General features: G+C 69.6%; 15 protein-coding genes and 1 tRNA gene. 9 read left to right on the top strand and 7 right to left on the bottom strand.

Annotated features, from left to right (window positions below; all coding sequences use genetic code 11):
* The first annotated feature begins 142 nt into the window (after window positions 1-142).
* From ACXDC7_RS02575 to ACXDC7_RS02585, 3 genes are all read left to right on the top strand, one after another.
* Window positions 143-1,138, top strand: coding sequence for a peptidoglycan-binding protein (locus tag ACXDC7_RS02575; RefSeq protein ID WP_179444960.1), 996 nt, complete (start codon window positions 143-145; stop codon window positions 1,136-1,138).
* A gap of 83 nt (window positions 1,139-1,221) precedes the next feature.
* A complete protein-coding gene (locus ACXDC7_RS02580; protein WP_179444959.1) occupies window positions 1,222-2,181 on the top strand; it encodes a peptidoglycan-binding domain-containing protein in 960 nt (319 codons plus the stop codon).
* A gap of 279 nt (window positions 2,182-2,460) precedes the next feature.
* Window positions 2,461-3,810, top strand: coding sequence for an MFS transporter (locus ACXDC7_RS02585; RefSeq protein ID WP_459221088.1), 1,350 nt, complete (start codon window positions 2,461-2,463; stop codon window positions 3,808-3,810).
* Between the two features lie 21 nt (window positions 3,811-3,831).
* On the opposite strand, the gene ACXDC7_RS02590 is transcribed toward ACXDC7_RS02585, so the two are convergent.
* A complete protein-coding gene (locus ACXDC7_RS02590) occupies window positions 3,832-4,674 on the bottom strand; it encodes an alpha/beta hydrolase family protein (protein WP_459221089.1) in 843 nt (280 codons plus the stop codon).
* 63 nt (window positions 4,675-4,737) lie between these two features.
* On the opposite strand from ACXDC7_RS02590, the gene ACXDC7_RS02595 reads away from it, so the two are divergent.
* Window positions 4,738-5,325, top strand: a complete 588-nt coding sequence (locus ACXDC7_RS02595; protein ID WP_179444956.1) for a TetR/AcrR family transcriptional regulator — start codon at window positions 4,738-4,740, stop codon at window positions 5,323-5,325.
* 27 nt (window positions 5,326-5,352) lie between these two features.
* Here the strand turns inward: ACXDC7_RS02595 and ACXDC7_RS02600 are convergent, their stop codons facing one another.
* On the bottom strand, window positions 5,353-5,898 hold the full coding sequence (locus ACXDC7_RS02600) for a YdeI/OmpD-associated family protein (RefSeq protein WP_179444955.1): 546 nt from the start codon (window positions 5,896-5,898) through the stop codon (window positions 5,353-5,355).
* 143 nt (window positions 5,899-6,041) lie between these two features.
* Between ACXDC7_RS02600 and ACXDC7_RS02605 the strand changes: the two genes are divergently transcribed.
* Window positions 6,042-7,859: a calcineurin-like phosphoesterase C-terminal domain-containing protein gene (locus ACXDC7_RS02605; RefSeq protein ID WP_459221090.1), complete on the top strand. Its 1,818-nt coding sequence runs from the start codon at window positions 6,042-6,044 to the stop codon at window positions 7,857-7,859.
* Between the two features lie 443 nt (window positions 7,860-8,302).
* Here the strand turns inward: ACXDC7_RS02605 and ACXDC7_RS02610 are convergent, their stop codons facing one another.
* Window positions 8,303-9,607, bottom strand: a complete 1,305-nt coding sequence (locus ACXDC7_RS02610; RefSeq protein WP_459221091.1) for an MFS transporter — start codon at window positions 9,605-9,607, stop codon at window positions 8,303-8,305.
* A 322-nt stretch (window positions 9,608-9,929) separates the two neighbouring features.
* Here ACXDC7_RS02610 and ACXDC7_RS02615 point away from each other — a divergent pair, with 322 nt between their 5' ends.
* Window positions 9,930-11,159 (top strand): M20 metallopeptidase family protein, encoded by a 1,230-nt coding sequence (locus ACXDC7_RS02615; RefSeq protein ID WP_179444952.1) that lies wholly within the window; start codon window positions 9,930-9,932, stop codon window positions 11,157-11,159.
* A 35-nt stretch (window positions 11,160-11,194) separates the two neighbouring features.
* On the opposite strand, the gene ACXDC7_RS02620 is transcribed toward ACXDC7_RS02615, so the two are convergent.
* The 4 genes from ACXDC7_RS02620 to gyrA all read right to left on the bottom strand — a co-directional run bounded on the left by ACXDC7_RS02620 (window position 11,195) and on the right by gyrA (window position 15,878).
* Window positions 11,195-11,271 (bottom strand) — tRNA-Ile (locus ACXDC7_RS02620).
* A gap of 146 nt (window positions 11,272-11,417) precedes the next feature.
* On the bottom strand, window positions 11,418-12,140 hold the full coding sequence (locus tag ACXDC7_RS02625; protein WP_179444951.1) for a GAF domain-containing protein: 723 nt from the start codon (window positions 12,138-12,140) through the stop codon (window positions 11,418-11,420).
* A 34-nt stretch (window positions 12,141-12,174) separates the two neighbouring features.
* Window positions 12,175-13,143: a DUF3566 domain-containing protein gene (locus ACXDC7_RS02630; RefSeq protein ID WP_179444950.1), complete on the bottom strand. Its 969-nt coding sequence runs from the start codon at window positions 13,141-13,143 to the stop codon at window positions 12,175-12,177.
* Window positions 13,140-15,878 (bottom strand): DNA gyrase subunit A, encoded by a 2,739-nt coding sequence (gyrA, locus tag ACXDC7_RS02635; protein WP_459221092.1) that lies wholly within the window; start codon window positions 15,876-15,878, stop codon window positions 13,140-13,142. The genes ACXDC7_RS02630 and gyrA overlap by 4 nt, the downstream gene beginning before the upstream one ends.
* Before the next feature lie 245 nt (window positions 15,879-16,123).
* Between gyrA and ACXDC7_RS02640 the strand changes: the two genes are divergently transcribed.
* The 3 genes from ACXDC7_RS02640 (at window position 16,124) to ACXDC7_RS02650 (ending at window position 20,796) form a co-directional block, all read left to right on the top strand.
* Entirely contained in the window at window positions 16,124-18,769 is a 2,646-nt protein-coding gene (locus ACXDC7_RS02640; RefSeq protein WP_459221093.1) for a glycoside hydrolase domain-containing protein, read from the top strand.
* Window positions 18,766-19,911 (top strand): mandelate racemase/muconate lactonizing enzyme family protein, encoded by a 1,146-nt coding sequence (locus ACXDC7_RS02645; protein WP_459221094.1) that lies wholly within the window; start codon window positions 18,766-18,768, stop codon window positions 19,909-19,911. Before ACXDC7_RS02640 ends, ACXDC7_RS02645 begins: the two co-directional genes overlap by 4 nt.
* A 72-nt stretch (window positions 19,912-19,983) precedes the next feature.
* Window positions 19,984-20,796 carry an IclR family transcriptional regulator gene (locus ACXDC7_RS02650; RefSeq protein ID WP_459221095.1) on the top strand — a complete coding sequence of 271 codons (813 nt, stop codon included), beginning with the start codon at window positions 19,984-19,986 and terminating at the stop codon, window positions 20,794-20,796.
* Window positions 20,797-20,808 lie beyond the last annotated feature (12 nt).

The following is a 20,808-nucleotide window of genomic DNA, read 5'->3' on the forward strand; positions in this document are numbered from 1 at the left end:
CGGACACCCTAGCCGGACGCGTCCGGTCCGCGCCGGACGGGTGTCCGGACGTTCCGGCAGTTCCCGGACGCGGCCCGCCGCCGCTGGAGTGGAGCCATCGGCCGGTACGCAACACCCCGGCACCACCCACCAGGAGAACCCGATGAACGCCTTCCGCAAGGCCGCCGCGGCAGCCGTCCCACTGCTCGCCGCTCCCCTGCTCGCCCTGGGCGCCCAGGCCGCCCACGCCGCGCCCGTCGACGACTCGACCAGCGACAGCGGCCAGACCCAGCGGGCCAGCGCGCCGACCCCGTCGGTCAGCGCCCGGTCCGACGCATCCAACATCACCGCCCTGCAGTACCTGCTCAGCGCGTGGGGCGTACCCACCGACGCCGACGGCTCCTACGGCCCGAAGACCACCGAGTCCGTGACGACCTACCAGAAGAAGAAGGGCCTGCAGGTCGACGGCTCCGCCGGGCCGGAGACGATGAAGTCGCTGACCTCGACCACCGGCTTCCCCAACTCGCCCAACAAGAACACCACCAAGGCCGTGCAGACGCTGCTGTCCAAGGTCGGCTACTCCCTCGACATCGACGGATCGTTCGGCCCGACCACCGAGAAGTACGTCAAGGCCTTCCAGTCCAAGGTCGGCGTCAGCCAGACCGGCAAGGTCGACGCCACCACCTGGGCGTACCTGTTCGGCGCGAAGGCCGCCGTCGGCGACTGGAAGAAGTGCTCGGACTCGATCAGCGGGGGCATCGGCAAGGAGCGGACCGGCGTCGCCAAGGGCAACTTCCGCGTCGCCTCCTGCCTGGTGCCGAGCGTCAACGCGATGGTCGACGCCGCGGCCCGCGACGGCGTGACGCTGTCCAGCAACAGCTCCTGGCGCAGCCGCGACGAGCAGATCGCGCTGCGCAAGAAGCACTGCGGAACGAGCGAGTACGCCATCTACCAGATGCCGGCGTCGAGCTGCTCGCCGAACACCGCCAAGCCGGGCACCTCGATCCACGAGTACGGCCTCGCGATCGATGTGAAGAACAGCGGCTGGGGCAGCGCCGCGCACAAGTGGCTGCGCGCCAATGGCCAGAAGTACGGGTTCAAGTGGACCGTCTCCTCCGAGCCGTGGCACTTCGACACCAAGCAGCCCGCCGTCGGCTGATCCCGGCGTAGCCGACTCCCCACCGAAGACCGACCCGACCCCCGAAGAACCGACCCAAGAGAACCGACCGAAGGAGAACGATCATGAAGAACACGAGCATCCGTCCGGTACGCGGACTCGCGGGCCTCGCCCTGGCCGCGGGCGCCACCGCGGGGCTGCTGGCGCCGCTGACCGGCACCGCGTACGCCGCACCGGCCCCCGCGGCCCCGCTGCCCGCCGAGGTGAGCTGCGCGGTGCCCGCCAAGGCCGACGACAATGTGTTGATCAAGGTGGAGCAGGCACTGAACGCCAAGAAGGCCTCCGCCAAGGTGCGGCTGGCCACCTACGAGACGGCGTGGGTCGAGTCGCACGCCAACAACCTGAACTGCGGCGACCGGGACTCCCTCGGCGTCTTCCAGCAGCGCCCGTCGCAGGGCTGGGGCACCGCCGAGCAGATCCGCGACGTCACCTATGCGACAAACAAGTTCCTCGAGCAGGCGATCCCGAAGGCGGCCAGCAACCCGAGCTGGTCCGCGGGCCGGATCGCCCAGGCCGTGCAGCGCTCGGCCTTCCCGGATCGCTACGACGAGGCGGAGTCGAAGGCGCGCGAGCTCGAGCAGCGGGCCAAGAGCCTGGTCGACGGCGACACGCCCGTCAGCTATGACTGGAAGCAGATCGCCTACGGCGAGAAGTCCACCCGGGTCAAGGTTGCGCAGTACTCGCTGCAGCAGGCCGGGATCAAGGTCGATGTCGACGGCTCCTACGGTCCCGCCACCAAGGCCGCGGTGAAGACCTTCCAGTCCCGCAACGGCCTGACCGACGACGGGATCGTCGGGCCGGCCACCTGGGCCAAGTTGGTCCCGACGCTGAAGCCGGGCGCCAAGGGCGCCGCCGTGAAGGCGCTGCAGACCGAGCTGAACGCGCACGGTTACTCCGTCGATGTGGACGGCAGCTTCGGCCCGGCCACGCAGAAGGCCGTCGAGACCTTCCGGGCCAACTACAAGCTGTCGGCCGGCTCCACCGTCGACGCCAGCGTGTGGAAGATCCTGATCCACTTCCACTGATTCCCTGCCCGAACCGAAACCGGCCCCGTCGCATCGTGCGACGGGGCCGGTTCATGTCTGCGGGGGCCCGGAAATCGAGCCCGCGTCAAGGTGAGGGTTCCCGGATGGACCTCGGGGGGGAGCCCATCCGGGAACGCGGGAACACTATCGCGATCTGCCCCACGTGCAACAGCGGTCCGTGTCGTGTCGTTTCGAATAGTGTCCAATTCGTTGCGCCGGACCGGGCCCCCGAACCGGCGGTGTGGTCGGCCCCCGCGGCGGCGCCCGTACGCTTGCCCGGTGGACTTCCCCCGCGCGCTGCGCCGGCTGTGGCGGCACCCGCTGTTCCGGCGGCTGCTGGCGCTGCGGATCGCCACCCAGGCCAGCGACGCCGCGCTCCAGGTGGGCCTCGCGACCTATGTGCTGTTCTCGCCGAACAATCAGCCCGATGCCGGCTCGATCGCGGCGGTGCTGGCGGTCACCTTGTTGCCCTTCTCGCTGGTGGGTCCGTTCGTCTCGGGTGCGCTCGACACCTGGAACCGGCGGCAGGTCTTCGTGATCACCGATCTCATCCGCGTCCTGCTCGCGGCCGGCCTGTGCGCGCTGGTGCTGCTCGGCGGGCGCACGCCGGCCGCGCTGACCGGGTTCTTCGTGCTGGCGCTGCTGGCGCTCAGCATCAACCGGTTCATGATGGCCGGGATGTCGGCGGCACTGACCCACACGGTCGATCGGGACGAGTACCTACTGGCGAGCTCGGTGATGCCGGTCGTCGGCCCGGTGGGCGCGGCGATCGGCGCGGGCACCGCGGGCGCCATCCGGCTGGTCGGTGGGGCGTCGATGCCGGCCTGGCAGGCCGACGCGCTGATCTTCGCCGCGGGCACCGGAGGTTTCGTGATCAGCGTGGTGCTGGCGCTGCGGATTCCCCGCGACGCGCTGGGGCCCGATCATCGGACGGTACGCCGGGGCAGCGGCTCGTGGGCCGGACGCGCCCGGCTGGTGCTGGTCGGCCTCGGCGATGCCGTGCGGCACCTGCGGGAGCGCTCGCCGGCCGGGCTTGGCCTGGTGACGATCTTCGCCCAGCGGTTGGCGTACGGCATGATCACCGTGAGCGTGATCTTGCTCTACCGCAACTGGTTCCACCGCGTCGACGAGGTCGGTCCGGCACTGGCCGGGCTCGGCGTCTGGGTCGGCGCGACCGGTGCCGGATTCCTGCTGGCTGCGGCGGTCACGCCGGTGCTGGCGCGCCGGATCGGGCTGCGGAACACCATCACGTTCATGTTGATCAGCTCCGCCGTGCTGCAGCTCGCGCCGGGTTCGATCATCACCGAGCCGACGCTGGTGGTGGCGGCGTTCGGGCTGGGGCTGGCCGCGCAGGCGCTGAAGATCGGTGTGGACACCTTGGTCCAGGCCCATGTCGAGGACGAGTACAAGGGGCGCGTCTTCGTGCTCTACGACATGGTCTTCAATGTGGCCTTCGTCGGCTCGGCGGTGCTGACGATGCTGCTGTTCCCGGCGGATGGGCACACGATCGCGGGGTTCGTCGCACTGGCGGGGATCTTTGTGGTGATCGCGGTGGCGTTCGCCCTGGCGGCCAACCGGATCGGGCGGGCCCGGTTCGAGGAGGGTACGCCCAGCGACGCACCCGCCTGACCGGGCCCGCAGGTCCAAGAATCAGCGAAGGCGCGCCGCCAGCCAGGGCTCGACCTCGGTCTCGACCGCCCGCGCCGCGTCGGTCTGCGGCGCGGCCTCCAGCCCCGGCTCCTCGGCCAGCGCGTGCGCGACGCCGGGGAGCTCGACCACCCGCGCGTCGGCACCCGCGGCTGTCAGCGCCTCTCCGAGCGCATGGGCCGGGGCGACGAAGCCGTCGGGCTGGTCGGCGCCGCCCACCGCGATCAGTACGGCCGGCACCGCGGCCGCCAGTTCTCCCGCCCGGGCGACGAAGTCCAGGCGGTCCGCCACGGCCTCCGAGGCCGGCGACCAGGCGTACTCCACCCCGAACTCCGCGCTCATCGCCGCAACGACCGGGCGCAACTGTGCCGCGGGCGAGACCAGGACCAGCGCTCGCAGGTCGATGCCCAGCCCGGGCGCCGTCTCGGCGGTCGCAAGCTGCGCCACGGTCGAACCCATCGACCCGCCGAGCAGCGCGACCGGCGGCGCGCCCAGGCGGAGCTGGTCGACCAGCTCCGGCCAGGCGGCTGCCAGGTCGGCGCTGCCCTGCTGGGCGATCGGCCCCTGCAGGTTGAGCACCGCGTCCTCGAAGCCCTTCGCCATCAGCGCCTCCGGTCCGCCCTCGGGCATCCGCGCACCGGTCATCGGAAGCTCCAGGTGGATCCGCCAGGCGTCGAGCCCGGCCAGCGGCAGCGCTGCGGCCATCGCGGCCGGCGAGCGCGGCGGATCCATCAGGTGCCAGGTGATCACCACCGGCGCATCCGCCCGGCGCGTTGCCGGCGGGAGCGCCAGGTACGGTACGCCCCCCGCCACGCCCTCGATGATCTGTGGTCCCGTTGCGGCCATGGATTCGCCCCTCTCGATGAGCTGTACGTTGTCCAGTATAACTGGATGGCGTACAATAAGTCCATGATCACCGAGACGAGTTCTCGCGGACCCGGCGAACGTGCCGGGCTGACCCGCGCCGCCGTGATCGGCACGGCCTCGCGATTGCTCACCGAGCGCGGCGGGCCGGGCGTGTCGATGCGGGCGGTGGCCCGCGAGCTCGGCGTCGCGCCCAATGCGCTCTACAGCCACGTGCGGGACAAGGACGATCTGCTCGACGCCGTGCTGGACGCGTCGCTGGCGGGCATCCGGCCGCCGCGGAAGTTGGCCGACCCGCGTGCCGGGCTGACGACGATCATGAAGCAGAGCTTCGGCACGCTCCTGCGGCACCCCGAGCTGGTGCCGATCTTCCTTGCCCGGCAGGGATCGCGGGGACCGAACGCCGTGCGCCTGGGTGTCGCCATGGACGCCCTGCTGGCACGGGCGGGCGTCGCCGATCCCGATCAGGCCCGGCTCGCGCTGATCACCCACGCGATCGGCACCGCGGCCCTGGTCCGGACCGATGCCGATGCGCCCCTGTCGATCGCACGGGTACGCCGCCTCTTCGAGACGAGCCTCGGCTGGTTGCTGGACGGCATCCTGGGCCATGGGTCGGGAACCGTGCGCGACTGACCCGGGCCACGAATGCGCGCCGCCCGGTCAGGGGCCGATCAGCCGCCCGCTCCGCGAAACCTCGGGATCGGTGCACGCCGCGAGGTTGAAGCAGCACGGCCGCCGGTGCTCGCCGTCGAGTTTGGCGACGGTCTTCTCGATCCTGCTCGCTCGGGTCTTCGCGCTGGCGGTGGCGTTGACCCAGCGCACCCACTCCCAGCGCGCCATCGAGGTGATGTCGCGCCACTTCTCCGCGACCTTGGGCGATGCCGCCGACAGCGCCTCGGCGAGATCGCCGGGCACGTCCGGTTCCGGCCAGTCGCGGGTCGGGACGAGCTCGAACGTTGCCCGGTCCCCCGGGCCCACCCCGGCGCGCCGCTGCAACTCGGCCGGGATCCGCAGCCAGTGCCCGCGCTCGCCATCGGGCTCGACGACCGTGCGGAACTCCTGGTCGCCGAGCGTGCCGGCCACACTCACCTGTCCTCGCGAGGGCAGCTCGGCGCTCGCGTCGGCCGGTAGCCGCGCGAGGGTCTGCGTACCCACGCTCTCCAGCGGCGCGTCGAAGCGCACCACCGTTTGCTGTGCCGACGTCATGGCTCGGTTATACCGCGTTCTCCCCCGGGTGACCATGGCCGACGGTTGCCCTCCGGACTTCGTCTCGCTGTCACCTCGACGTCACGCACCGGTCCTAGTGTCGAAAACGGTAATCACCCGCAGTAACAACTACGAGGAAAACCATGCCCCCCAACCCGAACCCGTCGCCGCTGCGCGCCCGAACAGCGCTTGCCGGCACCGCGCTCGCGGCGCTGGCGCTGTCCCCCGCGCTCGGCGTACCCTCCGCTGCCGACGCGGCACCCGCACCCGCCGATCCGGCCGTGGTCGAGCCGGACACCTACGTCGGCGAGGTCGAGGTGGTACGCGGCGGCGCGGCAAACCCGCGCACGATCAAGGGCACCGTCTTCGACGACACCAACCTCGACTCCCGGCGCAACGCGAACGAGCCCGGAATCGCCGGAGTGACCGTCTCCAACGGCCGCGAGGTCGTCACCACCGATCGCAACGGCCGCTACTCGCTGCCGGTGTTCGACAACATGACCGTCTTCGTCACCCAGCCCGCCGGCTGGCAGGTGCCGGTGGACGAGTTCCAGTTCGCGCAGTTCTCCTACAACCACCTGCCCGAGGGCTCGCCCCCGCTGAAGTACGGCGGCATCGCCCCCACCGGCCCGGTCCCGAAGGCGCTGAACTTCCCGCTGGCCAAGTCCGACGCGACCGCGCTGTCGGAGCAGAGCTGTCCGATCGCGTCCGACACGCAGGTCTACAACATGCTCCAGGTGGGGTACGCCCGCGACGGCGCTGTCGCCGATCTGGCGCAGCGCCGCGACTACGGCGGCTGCGGGATCTTGATGCTGGGCGACAATGTCGGTGACGACCTGTCGCTGTATCCGGCGCTGAAGGACATCTACCGCGAGTCCAACGGCCCGATCCGCGCCGCGATGGGCAATCACGACATGGACTACGACGCCCCCGACCCGTCGCACCGCGTGGACACGTTCCGCGAGAAGATCGGCCCGTCGTACTTCTCCTACGACGTCGGGCAGACCCACTTCGTCGTGCTGGACAGCATCGAGTTCCCGCTGACCCCCGGCAGCCGCAAGTACGCCGAGAAGGTCGACCAGCGCCAGCTCGACTGGCTCGCCAAGGATCTGGCCAAGGTGCCCGCCGATCGCAAGGTGGTGCTGGCCACGCACGCGCCGCTGGTCGATCACCGGCAGGTCGTGCTGGACAACGCCAAGGAGGTCTATGACGTCCTCGGCGACCGCGAGGTCACCGTGATCGGCGGCCACACCCACACGCTGGAGAGCCTGCTGCCGGGCGATCGCCGCGCCGAGTGGGCAGAGGCCGGGATCGAGGAATTGCCGCAGCACCAGTTGATCGCCGGCGCGGTGTCGGGCGATTGGTACTCGGGCGGCCTCGACGAACAGGGCCTGCCCTATGCGTTCATGGTCGACGGCGCGCGCCCCGGGGTGATGACGCTCGACATCGACGGCACCGAGCTGCGGGAGCGCTACACCGTGCGCGGTGAGGCAGACGACCTGCAGCTCGCGCTCGGCGTGAACTCGCCGCGCTGGCGGGAGTGGGCCGAGCAGACCAAGGCGTGGCGCGACGGCGGCAAGAAGGGCGACGCGCCCAACCTCGGCGACCCGCGAGCGGTGCCGGCCGATCAGCTCGACGAGACCTGGCTGACCGCCGACTTCTACGCCGGATCGACCGCGGCGAAGATTGAGGTGTCGGTCGACGGTGGCGACGCCGTGGCGGCGAAGCACACCCAGCCGGGGAAGGGCGAGGCGCTGAACCAGGGCTGGGAGTACTCCGATCCGTTCGCCGCGACCCGCAACCTGCTCACCTCGGGCAGCATCACCCAGGCCAGCGGCCATCTGTGGCGGCTGCCGCTGAGCAGCGACCTCGAGCCGGGTACGCACAGCGCGAAGGTGGTTGCCACCGACGCCTACGGTCGCCAGTTCACCGACACCATCCGGTTCACCGTGCAGGACTGATCAACGGTTGCCGATCATCCTGCGAGTGGCAATCCGGTTGATGATCATCGGTGCGTGAATCATCCGAGCAGGGGCCCGGTCCGACGTCGTTCGGGCCGGGCCCTTCCCGCATCGGCGTACCCGCCACCGGCGCCGCGTACCCCCGCACCCGCGAACCCAACCGGCACCCGCGAGCGATACTCAGCCCGAACCTGCCGATTCAGCCCGCGGATCCAGGTACGCCCGCCCATCCGCGAACCCAACCGGCACCCGCGAACCCAAACGGCACCCGCGAGCGATACTCAGCCCGCACCTGCCGACTCAGCCCGCGGATCCAGGTACGCCCGCCCATCCGCGAACCCAACCGGCACCTGCGGGCCCAACCGGCACCTGCGGGGCCCAACCGACACCCGCGAGCGATACTCGGCCCGCACCTGCCGGTTCGGTTCGCGGCTGCGGGTTGCTCAGGCGTCGATCCGGGCCCGGCGTACCTGCTTTGCGGTGATCAACAGGCCGATCGCCGAGAGCACGCCGCCGAGGGCGATGTAGACCGAGATCCCCGCGCTGGCCCCGCCGAACGCGGCCAGCAGTGCGGTCGCGAGCGACGGCGACAGGCCACCGCCGAGCACGGCGCCAAGGTTGTAGGAGAGGGCGACCCCGGAGTAGCGGTACTCCGGCCGGAACAGGCTGACGTAGTAGGCCGCCATCGGCCCGAAGACGAAGCTCAGGCCGATGTAGCCGATGATCACCGCCAGATAGAGCAGCCCCAGGTTGCGGGTGTCGATCAACCAGAAGTACGGGAATGCCCACGCAACCTGGAAGATCGCGCCGATCAGCATCACCCGGACCAGCCCGAAACGATCCGCGAGCGCGCCGGCCACGAACACGGTGATCATCATCCCGACCGAGCCCCACAGACCGCTCATCAAGATGTCGGTACGCCCCATGCCGAGCTGCTGCGTGCCATAGGCGACGGTGAAGGAGTTGATGATGAAGATGAACAGGTTGAACCCGAGGTTGACCAGGATGCCGCCGAGCACCAGCGGCAGGGCGGTGGCGAAGACGCCGGCGATCGGCACCCGGCGCACCCGCGATTCGGCCGCCAGCTTGCGGAACACCGGGCTTTCGGCGACCCCGAGCCGCACGTAGATGCCCACCGCGATCAGCACCGCCGAGGCCAGGAACGGGACCCGCCAGCCCCAGTCCAGGAAGGCCGGCCCGGTGGCTGCGGAGACGATCTGGAATGCGCCGATCCCGAGGATGGACCCGATCGGCGAGCCGGCGGTGACGAACGCTCCGTAGAAGGCCCGGCGGCCGCCCGGGGCGTGCTCGGTGACCATCAGGAATGCCCCGCCCTGTTCGCCGCCCATGAAGAATCCCTGCAGGATCCGCAGGGCGACGAGCAGGATCGGGGCGAGTACGCCGACGCTGGCATAGGTCGGCAGCAGCCCCATCGCCACCGTGCAGGCGCCGGTGGCGACGAGCGAGACCACCAGCATCGTCCGGCGGGAGAAGCGGTCGCCGAAGTGGCCGAAGGCCAGGGCACCGAGCGGGCGGGAGGCGAAGCCGGCGCCGAAGACCAGGAAGGACTGCAGCGTACCGATCAGTGGTTCGGACTCGGGGAAGAACAGCCGCGGGAAGACCAGCCCGGCGGCCAGGCCGAAGATCAGGAAGTCATACAGCTCGATGCTGGTGCCGAAGGCGCTGGCGGCCGCCACCCGCCGCATCTGCCGCGGCGGCGTCGGCGCAGCGGTGGTGTCGTGGGTCATGATCTCTCCTGGCGGTGGGCCTGCGCGGCCATCGCGCGGGCGCCGGGTCATTGTCGCGCCTGCGCCGCTCTCGGGGCGCCGAATATCGCATCGCGGCGCGTCGACCCAGCCCGAGCCGCACCAATCTGGCGCTCGACAACGGCCGGCCGATCGCTGGTCGCGCCACCACGGCCTGCGCCTGCCGTGCCACGCGCGCGCGAGTCAGATCGGTGCGGTTCGCCAGCGGGCCCGGCAGGCACACGCAGCCCGGCAGGTACCTGAGCGAGCGTCCGAACGGCGGGCCTGCGCAGCGGCGGGAGCTCGGCACGGCAGGATCGGGGGCATGACCCTGGGTGAGGACTGGCGGCAGCGGATCCGCGAGGAGCTGCCGGCGGCGATCGAGCTGCGCCATCGGGTGCACGCCGATCCGCGGCTCAGCGGCGACGAGGCGGATACGACCGAGCTGGTGACCGAGGCGCTGCTGGCGCCCGCGGGCGACGACGCGGGCCCCGGCGATCCGGGGGTCGTGACCGCGACCACCGGCCGGCTGCTGCGGATCCCGACGGCGGGTACGCCGAGAGGTGCCCCGGTCGTGTTGCGCAGCGAGCTCGACGCGCTGCCGATCGACGAGCGCACGGGCGCGCCCTATGCGGCGACCAACGGCGCGATGCACGCGTGCGGTCACGATGTGCACCTGGCGGCGACGGTCGCGGTGGCGCGGGCCGCGCGGACCCTGCCCCTCCCGCTGCCCCTGCAGGTACTGCTGCAGCCGCGGGAGGAGTCGCTGCGCTCCGGAGCCCGCGATGTGTTGGACGAGGGCTTCGGGTCGGACTTCGGCGCGATCATCGGCGCGCACGTGCAGCCGCGACTGCCGGCCGGCCGGTACGGGGTCGCACCGGGCGCGGTGAACGCCGGTGTCGGCGACTTCGAGGTGCTGATCGAGGGCCGCGGCGGGCACAGCGCGTACCCGCACACCGTGGCCGATCCGGTCCTGGCCCTGGCCGCGGTGATCACCGCCAGCCAGCAGATCAGTGCCCGCCGGATCGACCCGACCTCCGGCAGCGTGTTGATGATCACGATGGTGGAGGCGGGCAGCGCGCCGAATGTGGTGCCGGAGACCGCGCGCGCGATGGGTACCTATCGGTTCATGAGCGAGGAGGACCGGCTGCAGATCGAGAAGGCGCTGACCGAGATCGTCGGCGCATCGGCGGCCGCCCACGGTACGCGGGGCACCGTGCGCTATCTGGATGCCGAGCCGACCTTGATCAACGACCCGCGGCTGGCATCGGGCGCGGCCGCCCTGTTGGCCTCGGCCGGCCGCGATGTCGATCGCCGCTGGCGGTCCTTCGGCTCGGACGACTTCGCCTATTTCGGCCGGGAGGTCCCGTCGTTGATGATCTTCGTCGGCACCGGCGAGGCCGGCGGCGGCCTGCACGATGCGAGGTTCCTGCCGCCAGACTCCGTGATCATCGATGTCGCCGACGCTCTGGTGGCAGGCTATCTGGCGGCCGTGAACAACGGAGCGGGCCCGGGTGATCCCCCGGGTCGAGACCTGATGGGCGGCCCGAGTTGATCGCCCCTGCCGGGTGAGTCCTTCCTGGGGCGTCGTGGTGGGCCTAACTGGACTTGAACCAGTGACCTCTGCCTTATCAGGGCAGCGCTCTAACCGTCTGAGCTATAGGCCCGCGCGCCGCAAAAGGCTAGCCCATCGCGCCGGGCCGGCCAAATCGTCGCGCGGTCGCCCCGGGGGCAGCAGAGTCGGTCCGGCTGCACTGTTGAACCGGACCGACCTGGTCTCACGATAGCTGCCGCGAGGGCAAATCGCTGCCGGTCAGGCGCCGGGCAGGCCCCGGCGCTCGATCACATAGCTCGCGACGGCGGCGAGCTTGATGTTCGCCCGTTGCGAGTACGCCCGGATCAGCTCGAACGCCCGGCCCGGATCGACATCGAACTGCGCCATCACGATCCCCTGCGCCACCCCGACGCGGTGCTGGGCCGCGATGGCACGATTGAGATTCTCCTCGCGGCGGGCATTCAGGACCGCAACCGACGCATGCAGGGCGAAGACCGCGGCCAGGTCGGCCAGGTCATCGGAGAACACGCTCGGCAACGGCGAGAAGAGGTTGAGCGACCCGATCGGTTCGCCGCCGGGCGCCAGCAGCGGCGCCGAGAGCGCCGAGCGCCAGCCCAGCTCGACCATCCGCCGCGACCAGCTCGCCCAGCGAGGCTCGTCGCAGAGATCCGCGCTGATCCGGAACTCCGGTTCGAGCGCGGAGTCGATGCAGGGCCCCTCGTTCAGCTCGTTCTGCAGATGCTCGGCGCGCTCCGCGGACTCGTCGGTCGCCCAGGCCGTGACCAGCCGCCCGCGCTCGTGCAGGAAGATCCCGCCACCGTCGCCGCCCAGGGTGCGCTGCGCGGCCGCCGTCACGGCCTCCAGCGTGGTGCCCAGATCGGGCTGTTGGCTGAGGTCGACCGCCAGCTCGGCGAACTCTTCCGCACGGCCGCCCTCGTCGTCGAGGAGCTCCCTGGCGCGGGTAGTGATGTCATCACTCACCGGTTGAGCGTACCCCCGAACTGATCGCGCGTCCTCAGTCCTCGGCGAGAGTGACCTCCAGACCGCCGAGGACGGTCGCGGAGATGTTGTAGAGGAAGGAGAACAGCGTCGCCAGGGCGGTGAAGATCACCACATTCAGCGCCGAGATCACGGCGGCCGCGCCGAGCACCCGCCGGAAGTCGAGAACCTGCTTGATGTCGAACTGGTTCGGATCGTTCGGCGACGACACGACCTGGCTCACCGAGGTGTTGATCGCATCGAACAGGCCCGACGTCTCCAATACGCCGTAGACCGCCGCGGTCGCCACGACCAGCATGATGCCGGCGGCGATCGAGAACAGGAACGCGGTCTTCATCACCGACCACGGGTCGAGCCGGGCGAGCCGCAGGCGCGCCTTGCGGGTACGCCGCGCCGCGCCGAACTGCGACGCGCTCGTCACGCTGCTCGCGGTGCCGGCGCTGCCCGAGCGCGGACGGGCCGGGGCCGAGGAGGCCGAAGCCGCCGTGCGCTGGCTCGGCAGCCGGGTGGTCTGGTCGGTGGCGGGCTGTCGGGTCGCCGGAGCGAGCGCCCCGTTGCCGCGCGCCTGCTGCGGCGAGGCCGTCCCGTTGCGTCCCGCGGTGCCGCTCGGCGGCACCGCCGCGGCGGCGCGACCAGTGGCAACAGGGCCGCCGTTGCCGCCGGCCGGACGAGCCGATCCGGACGTATCGTTACCGGCCTTGTCGTTCCCGGCGTTCTTGGCCGCGTTGCCAGCCGCGCCCTGGGTGGGCTTGCTCGGCGGCCGCCAGCTCTGCGTCGTCCGACCCTGCGGCTTGCGCTCGGCGGTGGTCGTCGTGCCGGTGCCCGCCCGGCCGTTCTGACCCGGCGCCGTCCCGTCGTTGCGCGGAGGCTGTCCGTCGGCGCGCGTGGGCGAGTCCGAGCGTCCCATGATCCGGTCGGCGCGGCTGACCGCCTCCGCCGAGCCGGAACCGGCGCGCCCGCCGCTCGTCTGATTGCCGTTGGTCACTGCTCAGTCTCCTCCGCTGCTGCGGTGTCATCGGGCGAATCGCTAGCGACACTACCCGTCCCCGAACCACCATCATGCGTCACGGCGCCGGATTCCGTCGATTCGCCCGCGGTCTGACCAGCATTGTCCCCCGCGACACCCTCGTCGGACCCGTCGGCGGCAGGCGTGTCGGCCACCCCGGCCTCCTGGGCCTCCGCGGTCTGCTCGGGGTTGACGGCGATCCGGGCGACGCGGTCGTCGCCGCGTACCCCGACGAACTTCACGCCCATCGTGTCCCGGCCCTTGACCGGCACCTCGGCCACCGCCGAGCGGGTGATCTGTCCGCTGTTCTTGATCGCCATCACCTCGTCCGCATCGCGGACCACCAGACCGCCGACGAGCTCGCCGCGGTTCTCGTTCAGCTTCATCGCCTTGATCCCCAAGCCGCCGCGACCCTGCTGGCGGTACGCCGAGACGGGCGTGCGCTTGGCGTACCCGGAATCGGTGACGGTGAACACGAAGCGATCGTCCTCGGGGGTGTCGGCATCGATCACCGACATCGACAACAGCTCGTCGCCGTCGCGGAACTTCATCCCGGTGACACCGGAGGTCACCCGCCCCATCGGCCGGAGCTGATCGGCCGCGGCGGCGAAGCGGATCGCCTGGCCCTTCTTCGAGATCAGCAACACGTCGTCGTCGTCGCTGACCAGCCCGGCGCCGATCAGCTCGTCGCCCTCGTCGCGGAAGTTGAGCGCGATCAGCCCGGCCTGGCGCGGCGAGTCGTACGCCTCCAGCGGGGTCTTCTTGACCAGGCCGTTGCGGGTGGCGAGCAGCAGGTACTGCGCGTCGTCGTAGCCGCGCAGCGTCAGCACCTGCGTGATGTGCTCGTCCGGCAGGAAGGACAACAGCCCGGCGACGTGGCCGCCGCGCGCGTCGCGGGAGGCCTCGGGCAGTTGCCACACCTTCGCCCGGTAGACCCGGCCCAGGTTGGTGAAGAACAGCACCCACTGGTGATTCGACGTGGCGAACAGGTGCGCCACCTCGTCGTCGGCCTTCAGGGTGGCCCCGCGCACGCCCTTGCCGCCGCGCTTCTGCACGCGGTACGCATCGGTCGCGGTGCGCTTGGCGTACCCGCCGTGCGTGATCGTGACGATCACGTCGGAGTCGGGGATGAAGTCCTCCTCCGACATGTCTCCGCTGGCGGCGATGATCTTGGTACGCCGCTCGTCGCCGTACTTGTCGACGATCTCGCGCAGCTCGTTGCCGACGATCTCGCGCTGCCGCTCCTCCGAGGCGAGGATGGCCCGGAAGTCGGCGATCCGCTCCTCGATCTCGGCGAGCGTGTCGACGATCTTCTGTCGCTCCAGCGCGGCCAGGCGGCGCAACTGCATGTCGAGGATCGCGGTGGCCTGGATCTCGTCGATCTCCAGCAGCGCCATCAGCCCGGTGCGCGCCTCGTCGGTGTTCGGGCTGCGCCGGATCAGCGCGATCACCTCGTCGAGCGCGTCGAGCGCCTTGACCAGGCCGCGGTAGACGTGCGCCTGCTCCTCGGCCTTGCGCAGCCGGTAGCGGGTGCGCCGCTGGATGACGTCGATCTGGTGGGCGACCCACAGGCTGATGAACTGGTCGAGCCGCAGCACCCGGGGCACGTCGTCGACCAGCGCCAACATGTTGCAGCCGAAGGTGTCCTGCAGGGCGGTGTGCTTGTAGAGGTTGTTCATCACCACCCGCGGCTGCGCGTCCCGCTTGAGCACGAAGACGAGGCGGGTGCCGGTGCGCGCGGAGGTGTCGTCGCGGATGTCGGCCAGGCCGGTGAGCTTGCCCGAGTTGACCAGCTCGGCGATCTTGAGCATCAGATTGTCGGGATTGGTCATGTAGGGCAGCTCGGTGGCGACGATCTGCTGACGCCCCTTGCTGTCCTCCTCGATGTCCATCACCGCGCGCATGATCACCGAGCCGCGACCGGTGCGGTACGCCTGCTCGATGCCCGAGCGCCCGACGATGGTGGCGCCGCCGGGGAAGTCCGGGCCCTTGACCCGCTCCATCGCCGCCTCGAGCAGCTCCTCGGGCTCGGCGTCGGGGTGGTCGAGCGACCACTGCACCGCCTCGGCGACCTCGCGCAGGTTGTGCGTCGGGATGTTCGTCGCCATGCCGACCGCGATGCCGGTCGAGCCGTTCACCAGCAGGTTCGGGAAGCGCGCCGGCAGGACGACCGGCTCGGTGTCCTTGTTGTCGTAGTTCGGCTTGAAGTCGACGGTGTCCTCGTCGATGTCGCGGACCATCTCCATGGCCAGCGGCGCCATCTTGCACTCGGTGTAGCGCATCGCGGCGGCCTTGTCGTTGCCGGGCGAGCCGAAGTTGCCCTGGCCGCTGACCAGCGGGGCGCGCATGGCCCAGTGCTGCGCGAGGCGTACCAACGTGTCGTAGATCGCCGAGTCACCGTGCGGGTGGTACAGACCCATCACCTCGCCGACGACGCGGGAGCACTTGTTCCAGCCGCGGTCCGGCCGGTAGCCGCCGTCGTACATCGCATAGATCACCCGGCGGTGCACCGGCTTGAGGCCGTCCTTCACGTCGGGCAGCGCGCGGCTGACGATGACGCTCATCGCGTAGTCGAGGTAGGAGCGCTGCACCTCGACCTGGAGGTCGATCTGATCGGTCCGCTGGGTCAGATTGCCCGTCGAGATCTCGTCGTTCGTCGCCTCGTCGGGGGTCTCGTTGCCGGGGTCGTCCGGGCCCATCGGGGTGTCCGTCATGCTCGATGATCCTCGTTTCTCCCGGGCACTTCAACGGCGCTCCGGGGGCGGGTACGCAATCCGGTCCATGATATCGCCTGAGCCCGCCAAACCGCGGATCTGCGAGCTCGGACACCCGCCGTGATCTGGCTCGCGCAGCCGGAGGCGCGTCCGGGGTCGGCAGGTCTTGAGCGATCGAACTCGCTACCGCTACGATCGGTCCATTCGATAATACAAAGGTATTTTCGATATTTCAAAGGATCATCATGCGCCTACGCCGCCTTGCCGCAGCAACAATCCTCGCCACGATCCTGATCACCGGCACCGCGCCGCATGCGAACGCGGCGGGATCGCTCACCTGGTGGATCGCAGACTCATCGGTGAACGTCTTCTACAGCGAGCCGGCGCGCTCGCAGAAGGCGTCGCTCGTCATGGCGCGCAACGAATACGAGTCGTTCCAGGTCGTCCTCAAGTCCGACGCGGCCAATACGATCACCTCGGTGACCAGTTCCGCGCTGACCGCGGGCACCAACCAGATCGCGGCAAGCAACGTCCGGACGAACTACGTGGAATACGTCCAACTGGAGAGCAACAGCAACACCGCGGTCGGGGATGGTTCGGAATGGCGCTATCCGACGATGGCCGCCAACGCGCCGGGATGGTTCCCCGAAACGCTGTCCAACGACGCCTCGATCGGCCTCCAGGCGAACACCCCGCGGCCGATCTGGGTCACCGTGTATGCGCCGGCAGCCGCCGAACCGGGCCAGTACCGCGGCCAGTTGACCGTCAACACGACCGCGGGGGCGCTCACGATCCCCTACTCGGTCGAGGTAGGCGCAGCAACGCTGCCGAGCCCGGGAAAGAGTGCCTACACCACCCTGATCCATCAACAGATCGTCGGAGCCTGGTACAACACGACGACCGCCACCAACCACGCCAGCGATCCCATCACCGCGTTCTATGGCTACGAGCGCTGGACACCGCAATGGTGGACGATCGTGGGGAAGATGGCCGACACGATGAAGGAGACGCGGGTCAACGGCATCTTCATCAACAGTCCCGCGCTGCTGCTCGACGGCGGCACCACCCTCGACCCGGCGACCGGCAAGTACACCTTCAACTGGAGCAGGTTCGACCAGTACGTGCAGTACTACCTGGACCGCGACATGGTGAAGGTGCTCGAGGGCGTTGCCATCGGCCATCCAGACCCGACCCAGAACGCCGGCGTCAACTATCTCACCTATGTGCTGCAGCGCGACGCCGCCGGACGCCTGACCACCGGGCTGTCCCCCGTCGACTCCACGACCGGTCGCAATTGGATCGACCAGTACCTGCCCGCCCTGTTCGACCACCTGCGACAGAAGGGGTGGTACAAGCTGTGGTACCAGCAGGTCGCGGACGAGCCGGACACCGCCAACAGCCAGCAGCAGTACGCCTACTTCATGAGCAAGCTTCGCGCCGTCGCGCCCGACGTCCCGGCCGGTGACGCGAGCTGGAGTCTCGGTGCACACAGCTATGCCGTCTCCCAGGGTGCGAACGTCGTGGTTCCGACGGTCGACACCTATGAGGCCAACCGGTCGTCCTACGACGCGATGCGGTCCAAGGGGGTCAAGACCTGGGTGTACAACATGTGCTGCTCGGGCACCCACGGCTACTACGCGATGAACCGGTTCGTGGACAGCAAGGTCTACGAGGGGCGCGTTCTGCCGTGGGCAAGCTTCAAGTACGGCGTGACCGGATATCTGCACTGGGCGTGGAACTTCTGGACCCCCGGCATCGGCAGCACCAAGTCCTTCGACACCATGACCGACCCGCAGTACGGCGTGGGTGGGACGGCGAACGCCTTCAAGGGAGACCAATACATCGTCCATCCGGACACGAAGAACACTTCGATCAAAGCGACAATCCGCTCCCAGTCGCAACGCGACGGCGCCGAGGACTACGAACTGCTGGCACTCGCCGCCAAGGTCGATCCGGCTGCGGTGAAGGCACTGATCGACCGCGTCGCGCCGTCCTACAACCCCGCCGACCGGCCCTACGACATCGGCAACCTCCGTGCCGCCCGCGACGAGCTGGTCCGGCTGGCATCCGGCACCGCGCTGCCCGGGACGGCATCCCTGAACGGCGACACGATGGCAGAACTGGTGCAGGTCGCGGCCGACGGGACGACGCGCGCCTGGCTGAACGGGTCACCGACCGTCGAGAGCTCCTACACGGGAAGTCCGCTGCAGATCGCTACGGGGGTCACCGACCCGCGTCGACTGCGCTTCGCCGATCTCGACGGCGACGGTCGAACCGAGCGGATCATGATCAACTCCGACGGTACGATCGACGCCTGGTGGAACGCCTCGGCGACCGTGACCAAATCATTCGTCGGTACGCCGACACGCATCGCCAGCGGCTTTGCCGACCCGGCACGGGTTCGGTTCGCCGATCTCGACGGCGACGGCCGAGCGGAGTTGATCAACGTCGAAACCTCGGGAACCATCCGGGCGTGGTGGAATGCCACGGACACGGTCGCCGGCTCCTTCGTGCACGGCCCGCTGGAGGTCGGCTGGGGTTTCAACGACCCGGGCCGCGTGCAGTTCGCCGACCTGAACGGTGACAAACTCGCCGACCTGATCAACGTGAACAGCAACGGCACGATCAGCGGCTGGCGCAATCAGACCGCGACGGTGGCCAACTCCTTCAAGGATCCGAGCACCGTGATCGCGTCCGGCTTCACTGACCCGACCAGGGTTCGGTTCGCCCAGCTCGACCATGATCAGCGCGCGGAGCTGATCAACATCGATTCATCGGGAAACATCCGTGCCTGGTGGAACGCCTCGTCGACGTTTGCCTACATCTATCCCTATGATCCTCAGGTGATCGCCTCCGGCTTCTCTGATCCCGGTCGGGTCCTGTTCGGGTGAGCAGGACCCTGCGTACCGATCGGATCCGGGCGATCCACACAGCCCGGGTCAGCCCCACGGTGCGCCCGGAGTTGCTCGTCTCGGGAGCTCGCGGTAGCCACGACCGCTCGGACTTCCTGCTGGTACGCATCGTCACCACCGCGGGGATCGAAGGCATCGGCGAGGTGAGCGGCACGCTGTTGTGGAGCGGAGAGGATTCGACCACCGCTGAGCACGTCATCGGCCGCGCCTTGGTTCCGGCACTGATCGGACAACCGCTGGTGCCGGTGGCCGCGCTCGAGGCGCGGATGGATCGCGCCCTGGCCGGCAATCCGTTCACCAAGGCCGGTGTCTCCATCGCACTCTGGGACGCCTACGCCAAGTCGCTCGACGTGCCGCTTGCGGTGGCACTCGGCGGGCCGATGCGTACCGAGGTGGCGATCAAGTGTTCGCTGAGCGGCAACGGTGGACGGCTGCGTACCGGACTCGCCCGAGCGCAGGAGTCCGGTTTTCGCGCGTTCAAGATCAAGATCGGGCTCGATGTCGATTCCGACGTCGAGCGGATGGCCGAGCTGCGGGCCCTGGTCGGCCCCGACACAATGATCGGCCTGGATGCCAACGGGGGTTACAGTCGGGCCGACGCCCGCCGGGCCGGAGAGCGCCTGCTTGAGTTCGGTCCCGCATTCTTTGAGCAACCGGTGGCTCCGGCCGACCTGGTCGGCATGCGGGACCTGCGCGGGCTCGGCATCCCCGTCGTTGGTGACGAGACCGTGTTCGGCTCCGAAGACCTGATGGCCGCCATCCGCGCGGACGCGCTCGACGTGGTCAGCCTCTACGTCGGTAAGAGCGGCGGGCCGGGCCGGGCCGTCACCATGGGTCGCATCGCGCACGCCGCGGGTGTCGACATCGTGATCGGGTCCAATGGCGAACTCGGGGTCGGTGCGGCCGCGCAGCTCCACGTGGCCTGTGCCCTGGAGGCGCTCGGCGCCATCCCTTCGGACATCATTGGCGCGGCCTACTACGACAGCGACGTCGTGCGGATCGGGATCAACACGGACGGCGTCCGGGCCAGGCTCGGCGACGCCCCCGGGCTGGGAGTCGTACTCGATGATCACCTGTCTGCGCGGCTGCGAGACGGGTCCAGCGAACAGGGAGTCCGGTAGATGGCCTCACCGGCGGGGGGTCCCGCAGAACTGGGCCGGTTCCCAACGGGTCCTACGAACTATTCTTTCGCCATGTCGGTTGCCGATTCCCCCTCCCCTTCAGCGGCTCGTACCCTCAATATCCTCGAGGCGCTCGTGCACGCTGGCGACGGCCTGACACTGACCGCGCTGGCCAAGGCGGCCGATGTCCCGATCGCGACCTGTGCCTCAATCGCGTACACGCTGGAGATGCGCGGATACGCCGCGCGCAAGGTCGTCGGACGCAGTCACTTCTGGCGGGCGACCCTCGGGCTGTACGGACTCGCCACCCGCCTGGTTCGCGATGTCGACCTGGCATCGGTTGCGCAGGCCGAGTTGCAGCAGCTGGCCGACGAACTCGAGATGCCCGTGCACATCGGAGTGCTCAGTGGCGCCTCCGTGGTCTACATCGCCAAGGCGGCGCCGAAGGGCTTCATCCAGTTCGACACCTACCCGGGAAAGATGGCGCCATACAACCTGACGGCGCTCGGCAAGGCGATCGCCGCGCACCTGGACACCGAGCGCCTTGAGCCGCTGTTGGCACAGCTGCGCCAGGGCGACGGGCCCGGGGCGCTGCCGCCAAAGCGGGAAACCTTCCTCCGCCAGTTGAGCGAGGTACGCGACCTCGGGTACGCCGTGGAGCGTGAGGAGGAGCAGGCGGGCATTTCCTGCGTTGCCGTTCCGTTCTTCGACGCCGAGGGCTCGGCGGCGGGATCTGTGGGCGTCACCGGCTTCGAGAGCTCCCTCACCGGCGATCCCTTCGAGCGCGCAGTGGCGGGCCTGCGCGTGATCGCCCGCATCGTCTCCGACCAGCTCGGGCACCACTCGTCGCAGCCCGGTCAGCCGGGCAAGATCTCGGTCGGTTGACCTTGCGCGGCG

The organism is Naumannella huperziae (assembly GCF_054073625.1).